At 36.5% G+C, this 14,339-nt stretch carries 17 protein-coding genes; 15 read left to right on the top strand and 2 right to left on the bottom strand.

The window, feature by feature from the left end; all coding sequences use genetic code 11:
• Position 1 precedes the first annotated feature (1 nt).
• Genes rpe through spoVM form a run of 3 tightly spaced genes read left to right on the top strand, consistent with a single transcriptional unit; the run spans position 2 to position 1,437 of the window.
• A complete protein-coding gene (gene rpe / locus TY11_RS08215) occupies positions 2–658 on the top strand; it encodes a ribulose-phosphate 3-epimerase (protein WP_042144921.1) in 657 nt (218 codons plus the stop codon).
• A 1-nt stretch (position 659) separates the two neighbouring features.
• Complete coding sequence (locus TY11_RS08210; protein WP_197025071.1) at positions 660–1,304, top strand: thiamine diphosphokinase; 645 nt, start codon at positions 660–662, stop codon at positions 1,302–1,304.
• Between the two features lie 31 nt (positions 1,305–1,335).
• On the top strand, positions 1,336–1,437 hold the full coding sequence (gene spoVM, locus TY11_RS08205; protein WP_306418992.1) for a stage V sporulation protein SpoVM: 102 nt from the start codon (positions 1,336–1,338) through the stop codon (positions 1,435–1,437).
• Between the two features lie 393 nt (positions 1,438–1,830).
• On the opposite strand, the gene rpmB is transcribed toward spoVM, so the two are convergent.
• A complete protein-coding gene (gene rpmB, locus TY11_RS08200; protein WP_042144919.1) occupies positions 1,831–2,019 on the bottom strand; it encodes a 50S ribosomal protein L28 in 189 nt (62 codons plus the stop codon).
• 276 nt (positions 2,020–2,295) lie between these two features.
• Here rpmB and TY11_RS08195 point away from each other — a divergent pair, with 276 nt between their 5' ends.
• The 4 genes from TY11_RS08195 to TY11_RS08180 all read left to right on the top strand — a co-directional run bounded on the left by TY11_RS08195 (position 2,296) and on the right by TY11_RS08180 (position 5,353).
• A complete protein-coding gene (locus tag TY11_RS08195) occupies positions 2,296–2,658 on the top strand; it encodes an Asp23/Gls24 family envelope stress response protein (RefSeq protein WP_042144916.1) in 363 nt (120 codons plus the stop codon).
• Between the two features lie 32 nt (positions 2,659–2,690).
• A complete protein-coding gene (locus TY11_RS08190) occupies positions 2,691–4,352 on the top strand; it encodes a DAK2 domain-containing protein (RefSeq protein WP_042144914.1) in 1,662 nt (553 codons plus the stop codon).
• A gap of 165 nt (positions 4,353–4,517) precedes the next feature.
• Positions 4,518–4,706, top strand: coding sequence for a hypothetical protein (locus tag TY11_RS08185; protein WP_042144912.1), 189 nt, complete (start codon positions 4,518–4,520; stop codon positions 4,704–4,706).
• Positions 4,703–5,353, top strand: a complete 651-nt coding sequence (locus TY11_RS08180) for a DsbA family oxidoreductase (RefSeq protein ID WP_042144910.1) — start codon at positions 4,703–4,705, stop codon at positions 5,351–5,353. The genes TY11_RS08185 and TY11_RS08180 overlap by 4 nt, the downstream gene beginning before the upstream one ends.
• Positions 5,354–5,630: 277 nt before the next feature.
• Here the strand turns inward: TY11_RS08180 and TY11_RS08175 are convergent, their stop codons facing one another.
• Positions 5,631–6,899 (bottom strand): NCS2 family permease, encoded by a 1,269-nt coding sequence (locus tag TY11_RS08175; RefSeq protein ID WP_042144908.1) that lies wholly within the window; start codon positions 6,897–6,899, stop codon positions 5,631–5,633.
• A gap of 160 nt (positions 6,900–7,059) precedes the next feature.
• Here TY11_RS08175 and sdaAB point away from each other — a divergent pair, with 160 nt between their 5' ends.
• From sdaAB to TY11_RS08135, 8 genes are all read left to right on the top strand, one after another.
• A complete protein-coding gene (gene sdaAB / locus TY11_RS08170; protein ID WP_042144906.1) occupies positions 7,060–7,722 on the top strand; it encodes an L-serine ammonia-lyase, iron-sulfur-dependent subunit beta in 663 nt (220 codons plus the stop codon).
• A gap of 14 nt (positions 7,723–7,736) precedes the next feature.
• A complete protein-coding gene (sdaAA, locus tag TY11_RS08165) occupies positions 7,737–8,612 on the top strand; it encodes an L-serine ammonia-lyase, iron-sulfur-dependent, subunit alpha (RefSeq protein WP_042144904.1) in 876 nt (291 codons plus the stop codon).
• A gap of 18 nt (positions 8,613–8,630) precedes the next feature.
• Complete coding sequence (recG, locus tag TY11_RS08160) at positions 8,631–10,664, top strand: ATP-dependent DNA helicase RecG (RefSeq protein ID WP_042144901.1); 2,034 nt, start codon at positions 8,631–8,633, stop codon at positions 10,662–10,664.
• Positions 10,665–10,767: 103 nt separating this feature from the next.
• Complete coding sequence (gene fapR / locus TY11_RS08155; RefSeq protein ID WP_042144899.1) at positions 10,768–11,340, top strand: transcription factor FapR; 573 nt, start codon at positions 10,768–10,770, stop codon at positions 11,338–11,340.
• A 3-nt stretch (positions 11,341–11,343) separates the two neighbouring features.
• A complete protein-coding gene (gene plsX, locus TY11_RS08150) occupies positions 11,344–12,348 on the top strand; it encodes a phosphate acyltransferase PlsX (protein ID WP_042144897.1) in 1,005 nt (334 codons plus the stop codon).
• Complete coding sequence (gene fabD / locus TY11_RS08145; protein WP_042144895.1) at positions 12,348–13,286, top strand: ACP S-malonyltransferase; 939 nt, start codon at positions 12,348–12,350, stop codon at positions 13,284–13,286. The genes plsX and fabD overlap by 1 nt, the downstream gene beginning before the upstream one ends.
• Positions 13,286–14,026 (top strand): 3-oxoacyl-[acyl-carrier-protein] reductase, encoded by a 741-nt coding sequence (gene fabG / locus TY11_RS08140; RefSeq protein WP_042144893.1) that lies wholly within the window; start codon positions 13,286–13,288, stop codon positions 14,024–14,026. The genes fabD and fabG overlap by 1 nt, the downstream gene beginning before the upstream one ends.
• 41 nt (positions 14,027–14,067) lie before the next feature.
• A complete protein-coding gene (locus TY11_RS08135) occupies positions 14,068–14,304 on the top strand; it encodes an acyl carrier protein (protein WP_042144891.1) in 237 nt (78 codons plus the stop codon).
• Positions 14,305–14,339 lie beyond the last annotated feature (35 nt).

The following is a 14,339-nucleotide window of genomic DNA, read 5'->3' as shown; positions in this document are numbered from 1 at the left end:
AATGGTTAAGATAGCACCTTCGATATTATCAGCTGATTTTGCGAAGCTGGGAGCAGAAATTAAAGATGTTGAAAAAGGTGGGGCAGATTATATCCATGTGGATGTAATGGATGGGAATTATGTTCCAAATATTACGATAGGTCCCTTAATTGTGGATGCAATAAAACCGGTCACAGATTTATCGTTAGATGTTCATCTTATGATTAATAATCCTGATCAATATATACCAGAATTTGCAAAGGCTGGCGCAGACATCATTACAGTTCATCAAGAGGCAAGCGTTCATCTACACAGAACACTTCAATTAATTAAAGCAAACGGGGCAAAAGCAGGTGTAGCGCTAAATCCTGGGACTCCTGTAGAAATGATACGAGATTGTTTGAGTGAGGTCGATTTAGTACTAATTATGACTGTCAATCCTGGCTTTGGAGGACAATCATTTATCCCACAGACTTTAGAAAAAATGAAACAAATTGCCGAGTGGAGAAAAGAACGAGGGCTTTCTTTTGAACTGGAGGTTGATGGTGGAGTAAATAGTGAAACAGCAAAAGCATGTGTAGATGCTGGAGTAGATGTATTAGTAGCAGGTAGTGCGGTCTTTAATAAAACTGATAGGAAGCAAGCTATTCTTGAAATAAGACAAGCTGCTAAACAATAGGATGATAACAGTCGGAATAGTTGGAAATGGTCCTACTTATCTCATTCCTAATTTATCTTTACATAGTGAAAAGATAGATATATGGATAGGGGCAGATAAGGGGGCTCTTTCCGTTATTGAACAAGAAGTTAAATTAGACTATGCAATTGGGGACTTTGATTCCGTTAACAACGAAGAGTTAGAAATCATAAAAGAACATACGAAGAAATTTGAACAATTTGAGATTGAGAAAGACTTTACCGATTTAGAACTTGCTCTACAACGGGCGATATCTTTAAACCCTTCTAGCATATACTTCTTTGGCGTAACAGGTGGTAGGTTGGATCATACATTAATAAATATTCAGTTGTTAGAACAAGTTTTGAAGAATAAAATTACTGGTGTCATTATGGACCGTTACAATGAGCTTATACTCTATTATCCAGGGGCATATAATATTATACATAATGTTCATTATCCAACGGTATCTTTTATTCCCATTACGAAAGAAGTAAGGGGCTTAACACTTACTAGGTTCTATTATCCATTAACAAATGCAACAATTAAAATGGGTTCTACACTTTCTATTTCGAACAAGCTAATATCAAATAATGGTACTTTTTCATTTGATGAAGGCATAGTATTAGTTGTAAGGAGTCGTGGATAATTTTATGCGATTCATGTATTCGTGTTTGTAAATGGAGGAGGGCGAACTTATGAAATTTTATACTATTAAGCTCCCTAGAGTACTTGGAGGATTTGTTCGTGTAGTAATCGGGATATTTAAGAAAGATAAGTAAGTTTTCTTTGCTTTTGTCATTTATTGGCAGAAGCAATTTTTTTGTACGGGTTGTTAATCTTCGGTTAAAAACTCGGCCTGAATACACTTGCGTTTTTTCCCGAGCACAGGGGCGGCAGGTGAGTAACTTCGTGCTATCGCGTTGTGGGTATACACCGAAGCCTATCCCCCGATAGAATAAGAAATGCCTCGAGAGCGGTAAATCGCAAGAAGAAAAACTGTTTTTTTCTTTTTCTAGGAGTTTCCGTATATTTGAGCGGTTCTGGACATACATACAAATCTATGTCTAAATCAGATAAAAATAACTCTCACAAACAGAAAAAAGCACCCATGGTTTAAGATGGGTGCTTTTAGCTAATAACTAATGTAATACAGTAAAATGATAAGGTATATATTATACGCGTTCCACTTTACCTGATTTAAGTGCGCGTGCAGATACGTAAACACGTTTAGGTTTTCCGTCTACCATAATACGAACTTTTTGTACATTAGCTTTCCAATTACGTCTGTTGGAATTCATAGCGTGAGAGCGTTGGTTTCCAGTGCTAGTCTTACGGCCAGTAATAACACATTTTCTTGCCATGTTAATCCCTCCTACTCTAAACATAAGTCAAATTAATACTTATACAATTTACCACAGTTAGAGAAAGATTGCAATAAGTATGCAAAGAATTATCACTTGACAGAATGAATGGAATCGTTCATTGTTATAAGAGGCAAAATCTTCATTATCACATGACATGATTATACATTTTAATAATTGCAAGTAAATCAATTAGTAACACGGAGAGTTAAGTGCAAAAGTAAGTGAATTGTAGTAAAATATCCTTAAGATAAAGAAGTTAAAAGGAGGATAATAATGTCCATTGAATTGAATACAAAAGATGGTCACGTAACGATAACAAATGAAGTTATTGCAACTATTGCAGGTGGAGCAGCAGTTGAATGTTATGGAATAGTTGGAATGGCATCGAAAAGTCAAATTAGAGACGGTATCGCAGAAATTCTTCGTAAAGAAAATTATTCTCGAGGAATCGTTGTTAGACAAGAAGACAATTCATTACATATTGATATGTATATTATAGTCAGTTACGGTACTAAGATTTCTGAAGTGGCTAATAATGTGCAATCACAAGTGAAATATACGCTAAGTAAAACATTAGGACTTGAAATTGATTCCGTGAATATTTACATACAAGGAGTACGTGTTGCAAAAGATTAATTTTGCACGCCTGTTTAAAGGGAGGAAATATTGTGGCAGTACAAAAGCTAGATGGCATCACATTCTCACAAATGGTATTAACAGGAGCTCACCATTTAACAAATAATGCCAAGAAAATAGATGCGCTTAATGTTTTTCCAGTACCAGATGGCGATACTGGAACGAATATGAATTTATCTATGACTTCAGGTGCAAATGAAGTTAAGAAGAACAGAACAGAAAATATCTCAGAGGTTGCGGCTGCTTTCTCAAAAGGTTTACTGATGGGTGCACGTGGGAATTCTGGAGTTATCCTTTCTCAGATCTTCAGAGGCTTTGCGAAAGGGATGGAGAAGAAAGCTTCATTAACTACCAATGATTTAGCGATTGCTTTTGATACAGGTGTACAAACTGCATATAAAGCTGTAATGAAACCTGTTGAAGGAACAATTCTTACTGTGGCTAAGGATGCGGCAAAGAAAGCAGTAGAGATAGCTAAGACAGAAGATGATATTATTGTCATGTTGGAAAAGGTCCTACATGAAGCAAAAGCTTCCTTAAAACGAACACCGGACTTATTACCTGTTTTAAAAGAAGTGGGAGTAGTAGATTCGGGTGGTCAAGGTCTAGTCACTGTTTATGAAGGTTTTCTTGCTGCATTAAAGGGTGAAGAATTGCCCGAGGATGCTGGGATTATTGAAATGGACGATATGATAAATGCCGAACACCATAAGTCCGCACAAGATTTTATGGATACATCAGATATCGAATTTGGTTATTGTACAGAATTCATGGTGAAGTTTGAGGATGACAAACTAAAGCAAAATCCATTTGACGAAACTGATTTCCGAAATGAACTAAGTGAACATGGTGATTCATTACTCGTTGTTTCTGATGAAGAAGTCGTAAAAGTTCATGTTCACACGGAATACCCTGGTAATGTGTTAACCATTGGTCAACGTCACGGTAGTCTAATCAATATGAAAATCGAAAATATGCGTGAACAACATACAGCTATCGTGGGTGAGAAAAATCAACATGAAACCCCGAAAGAAAAAGCTGAATTTGGCATCGTAACAGTTGCGATGGGTTCTGGTCTTAAAACATTATTTGAAAGCCTTGGTGCGACTGTGGTAATTGAAGGTGGACAAACCATGAATCCTAGTACGCAAGATATTACGGAAGCTATTAATAAAGCAAACGCCAAAAATGTTATTGTTCTTCCTAATAATAAAAATATTGTGATGGCAGCCGAACAGGCACAAGAGTTATCTGATGGAAATGTTGCAGTGGTTGCCACTAAAACAATTCCACAAGGGATTAGTGCTTTATTAGCATTCCATCCGGAGGAAGCTTTAGAAACTAACAAAAACAATATGACTGAAGCAAGCTCACTTGTGAAAACTGGGCAAATTACTTATGCAGTGAGAGATACACAAATTGATGGAATTTCTATTGAAAATGGAAACTTCATGGGTATTGCGGATGGCAAGATTGTAACGACTCATAAGGATCGATTCGAAGCTGTAAAACAGCTGTTCAATGAATTAATTACTGATGATGATGAAATCTTAACCATTCTATCTGGTGAAGATGTAACAGAAGAAGAAGTAAATGAATTAGTTAGCTATGTAGAAGAAAACTACGAAGACGTAGAAATCGAAGTCCATAATGGGAACCAACCAATTTATTCTTATATTTTCTCCGTGGAATAAACGAAATAGGGATGGATACGTATAATTAATGGCCGAATCTTTTAGATTTGGCTTTTTTATTTTGTTTATCTAATACTAATTTCTAAATTGGCTTTCAGTTTAATTATTAGAATACAGGGGGGAATTCCTTTATAATCATACATAACCGAAAAGGAGGAATAAGTGATGTTGAAAGAAGAGAAATCCAATTCAACTCCATCATCAAATCAAAAGGATTTTAATAAATCTCCCAAAGACCTGAATGGGATTAAGAAACTAAAAAGTTTTGATATAAATACTTCCGCAGGATTTGTATGCGATATTAATACTGGTATATGTAGTCCGGTAGAACAAAAGAAAGAGGGAAAAGAATGAAAATAACAATTTGGTCAGACTTTGTATGTCCATTCTGCTTTATCGGAGAATCCCATTTAAGTAACGCATTAGAGAAATTTGAACACACTAATGAAGTTGATATTGAATATAAAAGCTTCTTACTTATGCCAGATGCAAAATATATTTCAGGGCAAAATTATGCACAGACCTTTTCTGAAATGAAGGGAATTCCTTTGGAGCAAGCTAAAACAATGCTTAATCAAGTTGTGGATATGGCAAATAATTCAGGAGTCGAAATTAACTACGATAAGGCAAAATTGGCTAGCACATATGATGCTCATCGCGTATTTCAATATGCGAAGACAGAGGGGCTAGGAAATGAATTTTTTTCTCGTTTCTACGCTGCACATTTTACAGAAGGTGAAGTACTTAGTGATTCGAAAACGATAATCAATCTGGCAGAAGAAGTAGGACTTGATGGTGTAGAAGTAAAGAAAATTTTAGAATCCAAAGCATATACAGAACAGGTAACACAAGATATCTCAGAGGCTCGTACTGTTGGTGTGCAAGGTGTTCCATTCTTTGTGTTTGTCGATAAATATGCTGTGTCAGGTGCACAACCGGTAGATGTATTTACTCAGGTTCTAAATAAGGTATGGGAAGAGGAATATACTGAAAAGAAATAAGTAGTAACGGAATTAATCCAAACTATCCAGACTAGAAAAACCTTATTTTAAAGGCGGTAGCACATATAATGCTAACGCCTTTTTCTACTGGTGTTTAGCTAACCCATCGTAAGCTAGGATATCTTTATTTACTTAATCTTCCTCATCAGCGAGATATAATGCGATAACAGAACGTACCTCAGTTACTTTCTCTCTCTCTCATCTAAATATACGATACTAGAAAATTCTACCACGTTATCCTTCATAAAAAAGATTCGCCTCTAGAGAGGCGAATCTATTAAATACCTGCGATTTTTAAAGCGAAATCACAAATAAATAGTAAAGAGATAATAACTATAGCTGCTGACAATTCTTTCTGTTTTCCTAAAGCAAGCTTAACTATTGGGTAAGCAATGAACCCAAATGCCATACCATCTGCTATACTGTACGTAAATGGAATCATCACAATAATTAAGAACGCAGGAATAGCTTCCGATATATTATCTAATGGAATATGCCTTATGTTTTGTGCCATTAAAAAGCCGACAATGATTAGGATGGGGCTGATTGCTACATTTGGAATCATGGTAATCCAAGGAATCACAAATATTGTCCCTAGGAATAGTAGGCTTGCTATAGTAGCAGCAAGACCGGTTTTTCCTTTTGAAGCAATGACGGCTGCATTTTCGGCTGCAGAAACAGTCGGTGATGTTCCAAGGAATGCACATGTCAATGACGAGATTGCGGTTGTCTTATAGCCGTTATCATAGGACTTTTCTCTTCCTAGCATTGTTAATTGCCCATTTAACAATCCCATGTTCTCAAATATTAAAATCATTGCCAGAGGAAACACCGCTAGCCAAAACGATAGTTCATCTATCGCTGTAAATGCTGGAATGAAAACTAAATCATTTGAAAAACTACTTACATTAGTTCCATTTTCTATAATGCCAAATAGGTAGGCAAGTACTGTACCAATTAGCATTGTTATTAGAAAATTAGCGGGAACATTTTTCACAAATAAAAATATTGCAATAAAAAGGGTAATGAGGCTTACTAGAATTACTGGGGAATTAAAATCACCAATTGCAATAATTGTATTTTCACCACTTGTTATTAAGCCACTTTTTTCTAATCCAATTAAAATAAGGAAAAAACCTAATCCAACACTAATTGCGTGTTTTAAAGAGTCGGGAATAGCTTCCTTTAAAAGAAGTCCCAATTTAGTAAAGGCGGTAATTAAGAATAATATAGAGGCTACTAATACAACAGCAAGACCTTCCTGAAAGCTAAGGCCATTTCCTTGAACAATGGAATATGCAAATAATGCATTGATTCCCATACCTGGAATTAAAATTAATGGTAATTTACCAAAAAGCCCCATAATAAGTGTTCCAACAAAACTTGCTAAAATAGTTGCCATCATACCAGCTTCAACTGTAATACCAGCTTCACTTAAAATAGAGCCGTTAACGACAACAATATAGACTGTTGTTAGGTATCCAATAATTCCAGCAATAATTTCATTTCTATACGTTATTTTCGTATCTTTAGAAAATAAAGGCATGAATTTCTCCTGTGTTTTCTTGTCCCTCTCCCACCCGATTATATACATAATCAATTTAATTCTAAAAAACTATAATCCACAAATGATTATTATAGTAGTTTTTGTTATAATTTACAATAGGCGACAAAATTTATTAAACATATGACAAGGCGGTGTCAGAATGAAATACAATTCCGTTTTTGATATTATTGGTCCTGTTATGGTTGGACCATCAAGTTCACATACAGCAGGAGCTGCAAGAATTGGTCTTGCAGCACGTAATTTATTTGGAAAGCAACCTAAATGGGCTAAGATCCATTTGTATGGTTCATTTGCAAAAACTTATCAAGGCCATGGTACAGATTTTGCATTAGCTGGAGGATTATTAGGTTTTCCAACAGAAGATACACGTATGAGTAAAGCTTTAGAGATAGCTAAGGACGAAGAGCTCCATATAGAATTTATTGAAGATAGTGCTAAGACGGATCATCCCAATACAGTTCGGCTCATTATAGGGGATGATGAGGATAGTTTAGAGATTGTTGGTATTTCCATTGGTGGGGGAAAAGTTGAAATAACGGAATTAAACGGTTTCGCACTAAGATTATCTGGTAACCATCCGGCAATTCTTATTATGCACAATGATCGATTTGGTGCTATTGCTTCCGTAACCAAGATTTTAGCAAAGCATGAAATAAATATTGGCCATATGGAAGTAAACAGAAAAGATGTAGGTAAAGAAGCGTTAATGGTAATTGAAACGGATCAAAATGTTGAGGATGATATTTTACTAGAATTAAAAGAGGCTGACCATATTATACAGATTGCTAAAATCGTTAGCTAGAGGGGAGAATAAATATGTTCCGAACCGTTCAAGAATTAGTAGAAATTGCCGAAAAGGAAAATTTGTTAATTTCCGAAGTTATGATACGTCAGGAAATGGACGTTAAAAATAAAATACGTGAAGAAGTCTTTGCTGAAATGGAAAGAAATCTTCAAGTCATGGAGAAAGCAGTTGAAGATAGCTTAAAGGGTGTTCAATCAGTTACCGGATTAACCGGTGGGGACGCTGTAAAGATACAAACTTATATGCGGGAGAATACTCCGTTATCAGGTCATCTAATGCTTGATGCAGTTAGTAAAGCAATGGGAACGAATGAAGTTAATGCAGCTATGGGGGTCATTTGTGCAACACCTACAGCTGGTAGCGCAGGCGTAGTTCCGGGAACATTGTTTGCGGTTAAGGAACAACTCCATCCAACTCGGGAACAAATGATACGGTATTTATTTACTGCTGGTGCATTTGGTCTAGTTGTTGCCAACAATGCTTTTATCTCAGGTGCTGCAGGGGGATGTCAAGCTGAGGTAGGTTCAGCTGGAGCGATGGCTTCGGCAGCGATTGTAGAAATGGCAGGCGGAACACCACAGCAATCTGCAGAAGCCTTTGCCATGACATTGAAAAATATGCTTGGGCTTGTATGTGATCCTGTTGCTGGTCTAGTAGAAGTCCCTTGTGTCAAACGAAATGCTGGTGGCTCTGCATTAGCAGTTGTATCTGCTGATTTGGCATTAGCAGGTGTTACTAGCCGTATCCCATGTGATGAGGTTATTGGTGCAATGTATCGTATTGGCAGACAAATGCCATCCTCATTACGTGAAACAGGTGAAGGTGGTCTTGCTGATACACCAACAGGAAGATTTTTAAAGGAAAAGATTTTTGGTACGACAGTTTAGAAATGAGTGAGATGAAATATGTTAGATACTTCCATAGTTGATATCAAGGGAATAGGGGAAAAGTTTGCAGAGGATTTACAGGCTTTGAATATATTCACAGTCAAAGATTTGTTGTTTTATTTTCCTTCCAGATATGATGTCATCGAAATACAGCCTCTTAGCGAGTTAATTCACGAGGATAAAGTTACGATAGAGGGAAGGGTATTAAATACCCCTTCTCTTTCCTTTTATGGTAGAAAGAAGTCCCGATTAACGTTTAACATTGAGGTGGAGAATATTGCGGTAAAAGCTGTCATGTTCAATAGAGCTTTTGCTAAAAACCAGATCAATATGGGAGATGTTATTACCTTAACAGGAAAATGGGATGCACACCGTCTTCAAATTACAGTTAGCAATTATCAAAAGGGCTCCATGGAAAAATCCACTGATATTCAACCGATTTATTCCGTAAGAGGAGATGTCACGAGTTATCGCTTAAAAAAAGCCATACAACAAGCTATGCGTGATTATGCAAATCAGGTTGGAGAAATCCTTCCCCAAGATATGTTAACAGCATATAAAATTCCTAGTCGCAAGGATGCAATAAAAACGATGCATTTTCCGGAAAATCGGGATGCATTAAAACACGCTAGAAGAAGGTTTACCTATGAAGAATTCTTACTATTTCAGTTAAAAATTCAAATACTTAGAAAAAGGCGTCGTGAAGCAACTATTGGAAATGCTCAGCAATATGATACAGGTATGATTAACGACTTTATTAAACAGTTTCCTTTTGAGTTAACAAATGCACAAAAGAAATCATTAGATCAAATATTATCTGATATGAAATCTCCATATAGAATGAATCGCTTATTACAAGGGGATGTTGGTTCGGGCAAGACGGCTGTTGCTGCGATTGGCTTGTATGCTGCTATTACCGCAAATAAGCAAGGTGCATTAATGGTGCCAACGGAAATACTGGCAGAGCAACATTTTAAATCTTTAACCAAAATGTTTGGAGAACTTGCTAAGGTTGAATTATTAACCGGATCAATAAAAGGGAAGAAACGAAAAGAAATCCTCGCAAATGTAGAAAATCATCAGGTACATATTCTCGTTGGAACACATGCTTTAATTCAAGATGATGTTCACTTTGACGATCTTGGTTTAGTTGTTGTGGATGAACAGCATCGGTTTGGTGTGGACCAAAGAAGAGCACTATCTAGTAAGGGATTACATCCGGATGTCCTATTTATGACAGCGACACCTATTCCTAGAACATTAGCAATAACTGCATTTGGTGATATGGATGTTTCTGTTATCGATGAAATGCCAGCCGGTAGAAAAGAAATTGAAACATATTGGATAAAAGCAAACACTTTTGATCGTGTCCTTAATTTTATTGCAAAACATGTGGAAGCAGGAGAGCAAGCCTATATTATTTGTCCGTTAATCGAAGAGTCGGACAAACTTGATATTCAAGATGCTGTAGATTTATACAATCAGTTAGAAGCATACTACCCGCCATCAATACGAGTTGGATTGATGCATGGAAGACTTCATTCGACAGAAAAAGAAGAGGTAATGAAAGAGTTTGCTGAAAATAAAGTTCAAATACTTGTTTCAACAACAGTGGTAGAAGTAGGTGTTAATGTTCCTAATGCTACTATAATGGTTATCTATGATGCAGAAAGGTTCGGGCTATCTCAGCTTCACCAATTACGGGGAAGGGTTGGACGTGGAGATAAGCAAAGTTATTGTATTTTAATCGCTGATCCAAAGAGTGAAACTGGAAAAGAGAGAATGCGTATTATGACCGATACAAATAATGGATTTGAACTTTCGGAAGAAGACTTAAAGTTACGTGGACCTGGTGACTTCTTCGGAACAAAACAAAGTGGCTTACCAGAATTTAAAGTAGCAGATATGATACATGATTATCGGGCATTAGAAACAGCTAGAGATGACGCACAAGAGATCATTGAATTTAATTTATTAGAGAAAGATTCGAATTATCAAAAGTTAAGAATTTTATTAGAAAATGAAGGAGTGTTCGATACGATTCTTGACTAATTCATACTTGCATTATTTTAACAGGTAATATATATTACTATTAGTACCAAGTCATAGTAGCAACGGATATACATAGAAAATATATAAAGTGGATGGTGCTTTCATGAGGATACCGAAAGTAAAGAGACAAGAGAAACTTAGGGAAACAATTGAAGAAACTCCTTTTATAACGGATGAAGAGCTAGCGAAAAAATTCGATGTTAGTATTCAAACAATCCGATTGGACCGCATGGAATTATCTATTCCGGAGTTACGGGAAAGAATAAAGACTGTAGCGAAGTATCAATGGAATGAAACAGTAAAGTCCTTGCCACTAGAGGATGTAATTGGCGAAATTATTGATTTGGAATTGGATAAACGTGCAATCTCTATATTAGATATCGACAGAGAACATGTTTTTACAAGGAACAATATTGCTAGGGGTCATCATCTTTTCGCTCAGGCAAACTCACTTGCGGTTGCGGTAATAAACGATGAATTAGCGTTAACTGCGACATCTGTCCTTCAATTTAAGAGACAGGTACATCAAGGAGAACGAGTAGTTGCTAAGGCATTTGTTCGAGGTGTGAGTGAAAAAGGACTTACAATTGTTCAGGTCGATAGTTTTGTAGAGAGTGAAAAAGTTTTTTCTGGAGAATTTCATATGTACCGGTCAACAGAGAAAAAAGGAGAATAACGAATGAAGATTGCAATTGATGCTATGGGTGGTGACCATGCGCCAAAAGAAATCGTTCTAGGTGCCATGGATGCTGTTAAGCAAATAAAAAACCTAGAAATAACCCTTTTTGGTGATGAAGAAAAGATCAAACAATATTTGACTAATCAAGACCGCATACAAATTATCCATACAGATGAAGTCATTACTAGTAATGATGAACCAGTTAGAGCTGTTAGAAGAAAGAAAAATTCTTCTATGGTAAAAATGGCTGAAGAAGTTAAAAGTGGGCGTGCAGATGCTTGTATTTCGGCTGGTAATACTGGAGCGCTTATGAGTGCAGGGCTATTTGTTGTGGGAAGGATTCCAGGAATTGATCGCCCTGCATTAAGTCCAACCCTTCCAACATTAGACGGTCAAGGATTTTTAATGTTAGATGTTGGTGCAAACGTTGATGCAAAGCCTAATCACTTATTGCAATATGCTATTATGGGATCGGTTTATGCGGAAAAAGTACGCTCCATTAAAAATCCACGAGTTGGTTTGTTAAATGTTGGAACTGAAGATGGAAAAGGAAATGAATTAACTAAAAAAGCATTTGATCTAATGAAAAAAGCTCCAATTAACTTTGTCGGCAATGTAGAAGCACGTGATTTATTAAATGGTGTAGCGGATGTAGTCGTAACAGATGGTTTTAGTGGAAATATTGCCTTGAAAACGATTGAAGGTACTGCTTCTTCGCTGTTTTCAATGTTAAAAGAAACATTTATGGCTTCCTTTAAAACAAAATTGGCAGCTGGGTTGATTAAGAGTGATTTAAAAGGTCTAAAGGATAAATTAGACTACTCTGAATATGGTGGCGCTGCATTATTTGGTCTAGCTGCACCTGTAATAAAAGCACATGGTTCTTCTAACCGACGTGCAATCTATAGTGCTATAAAACAAACTTGTAACATGGTCGATCACAAGATGATAGAGACAATAAAAGTAACTGTTGAAACGATGCAACAAGGTGGGGAGGAAAGCTAATGAAAAAGATCGCATTTATGTTTCCTGGTCAGGGTTCTCAAGCTGTTGGGATGGGGAAGGAAATTCACGATGCTTTTCCTAATATTCAAGCGTTATACACAAAAGCTAATGAAGTAATTGGAAAAGATTTAAGTGGTCTAATGTTTGATGGACCAGGAGAAATACTAACTGAAACTGAAAATGCACAGCCTGCATTATTATTATCCAGTATTGCCTTATTCAAGTTGCTAGTGGATGAAGATGTTAAGCCATCTATGGTAGTTGGACATAGTTTAGGAGAATATAGTGCACTTGTTGCTGCGAATTCTATAACACTAGAAGAAGCTTTACCGTTAGTAGCGAACCGTGGAAGGCTAATGGAAGAAGCATTTCCAAAAGGACAAGGCACGATGGCTGCTGTATTAGGTTTATCAGAACCAGTTATTCAAGAAGTTGTCGAAAGTATTTCAGACGAAATTGTCGATCTTGCAAACATTAATTGTCCTGGACAAATCGTTATTTCTGGGTCACTTTCTGGAGTTGAAAAAGCTAGTAAGCTTTTAAAAGAAAAAGGTGCAAAACGAGTTATTCCATTAAATGTAAGTGGACCTTTTCATTCGCGGTTAATGCAAGCTGCAAATAATGATTTTGCAAAATACTTAGATGAAGTTATTTTTAAAGATGCAGAGATTCCAGTTTATGCAAACGTAACTGCTGGCCCAGTTAGTAATAAGGATAATATAAAAGATTTATTATTAAAACAGCTTTATTCACCAGTTCGTTTTGAGGAATCTATCCGAAACATGATGGCTGCTGGTGTCAATGCCTTTGTTGAAGTTGGTAACGGTAAAGTGTTAAGTGGTTTAGTGAAAAAGATTGACCGTAAGGCAACTATATTTACGGTACAAGATCAGGAATCCATGAATGATTTTATTACATGGTATAGGAGTGAAGCCTAATGTTAACTGGTAAAACCGCAATCGTTACAGGTGGTTCTAGGGGTATCGGTCGATCAATTGCGTTAGAACTTGCTAAAAACGGTGCCAATATTGTGGTAAACTATGCTGGAAGTGAAGCAAAAGCACAAGCTGTTGTCGAAGAAATCGAGGAACTAGGAGTAAAAGCCTTTAAAGTACAAGCGGATGTTGCTGATGAACAACAGGTAAAAGAGATGGTAAAGTTTACAACTGATACCTTTGGCAGTGTAGACATTCTCGTTAATAATGCTGGTATTACCCGAGATAACCTATTGATGAGAATGAAAGAAACAGAATTTGACCAAGTTATAAATACGAATTTAAAAGGTGTATTTGTGTGTACAAAGTCCGTTACACGTCAAATGATGAAACAAAGATCAGGAAGGATTATTAACGTTGCTTCAATCGTAGGGGTTAGTGGTAACCCTGGACAAGCTAACTATGTTGCAGCTAAAGCGGGTGTTATAGGATTAACCAAAACAACTGCTAAAGAATTAGCTTCACGCAATATTTTAGTTAATGCAATTGCTCCCGGTTTTATTTCAACTGATATGACTGATCAATTGACAGATGAACAAAGGGATAGCATGTTAGGCTTAATTCCACTTGCAAAATTAGGAGAGCCAGAGGATGTGGCGAAAGTAGTTCGTTTTTTAGCCTCAGATGACGCAAATTATATTACAGGTCAAACTATCCATATTGATGGTGGTATGGTAATGTAATATCCTATTCTCCGGAAACTTTGAAAGGGGGTGAAAGTGTTATGGCAGACGTTTTTGATCGCGTAAAAGAAATTATTGTTGATAAACTAGATGTTGAAGAATCTAAAGTCACAATGGAAGCATCTTTCAAAGATGATTTAGAAGCAGACTCATTAGACGTTGTTGAGCTAGTTATGGAGCTTGAGGATGAATTCGATATGGAAATTGCTGATGAAGAAGCAGAAAAAATTAACACTGTTGGTGATGCTGTAAATTACATAAACAATTTACAGGGCTAATATAAGGTAAGGGGAGTCTCGCTAGATGCGAGACT

The sequence above is a fragment of the Paucisalibacillus algeriensis genome (assembly GCF_000577245.1).
GTDB lineage: Bacteria > Bacillota > Bacilli > Bacillales > Amphibacillaceae > Ornithinibacillus.
Note: the sequence above shows the minus strand (reverse complement) of the source record. Positions and strands in the feature narration are given on the sequence as shown.

What these genes read in the sequence shown, in the direction of transcription:
- rpe (WP_042144921.1), top strand. Translation starts at nt 2, where the DNA reads ATGGTTAAGATAGCACCTTCGATATTATCAGCTGATTTTGCGAAGCTG.
- TY11_RS08210 (WP_197025071.1), top strand. Translation starts at nt 660, where the DNA reads ATGATAACAGTCGGAATAGTTGGAAATGGTCCTACTTATCTCATTCCT.
- spoVM (WP_306418992.1), top strand. Translation starts at nt 1,336, where the DNA reads ATGGAGGAGGGCGAACTTATGAAATTTTATACTATTAAGCTCCCTAGA.
- rpmB (WP_042144919.1), bottom strand. Translation starts at nt 2,019, where the DNA reads ATGGCAAGAAAATGTGTTATTACTGGCCGTAAGACTAGCACTGGAAAC.
- TY11_RS08195 (WP_042144916.1), top strand. Translation starts at nt 2,296, where the DNA reads ATGTCCATTGAATTGAATACAAAAGATGGTCACGTAACGATAACAAAT.
- TY11_RS08185 (WP_042144912.1), top strand. Translation starts at nt 4,518, where the DNA reads ATGTTGAAAGAAGAGAAATCCAATTCAACTCCATCATCAAATCAAAAG.
- TY11_RS08180 (WP_042144910.1), top strand. Translation starts at nt 4,703, where the DNA reads ATGAAAATAACAATTTGGTCAGACTTTGTATGTCCATTCTGCTTTATC.
- TY11_RS08175 (WP_042144908.1), bottom strand. Translation starts at nt 6,899, where the DNA reads ATGCCTTTATTTTCTAAAGATACGAAAATAACGTATAGAAATGAAATT.
- sdaAB (WP_042144906.1), top strand. Translation starts at nt 7,060, where the DNA reads ATGAAATACAATTCCGTTTTTGATATTATTGGTCCTGTTATGGTTGGA.
- sdaAA (WP_042144904.1), top strand. Translation starts at nt 7,737, where the DNA reads ATGTTCCGAACCGTTCAAGAATTAGTAGAAATTGCCGAAAAGGAAAAT.
- recG (WP_042144901.1), top strand. Translation starts at nt 8,631, where the DNA reads ATGTTAGATACTTCCATAGTTGATATCAAGGGAATAGGGGAAAAGTTT.
- fapR (WP_042144899.1), top strand. Translation starts at nt 10,768, where the DNA reads ATGAGGATACCGAAAGTAAAGAGACAAGAGAAACTTAGGGAAACAATT.
- plsX (WP_042144897.1), top strand. Translation starts at nt 11,344, where the DNA reads ATGAAGATTGCAATTGATGCTATGGGTGGTGACCATGCGCCAAAAGAA.
- fabD (WP_042144895.1), top strand. Translation starts at nt 12,348, where the DNA reads ATGAAAAAGATCGCATTTATGTTTCCTGGTCAGGGTTCTCAAGCTGTT.
- fabG (WP_042144893.1), top strand. Translation starts at nt 13,286, where the DNA reads ATGTTAACTGGTAAAACCGCAATCGTTACAGGTGGTTCTAGGGGTATC.
- TY11_RS08135 (WP_042144891.1), top strand. Translation starts at nt 14,068, where the DNA reads ATGGCAGACGTTTTTGATCGCGTAAAAGAAATTATTGTTGATAAACTA.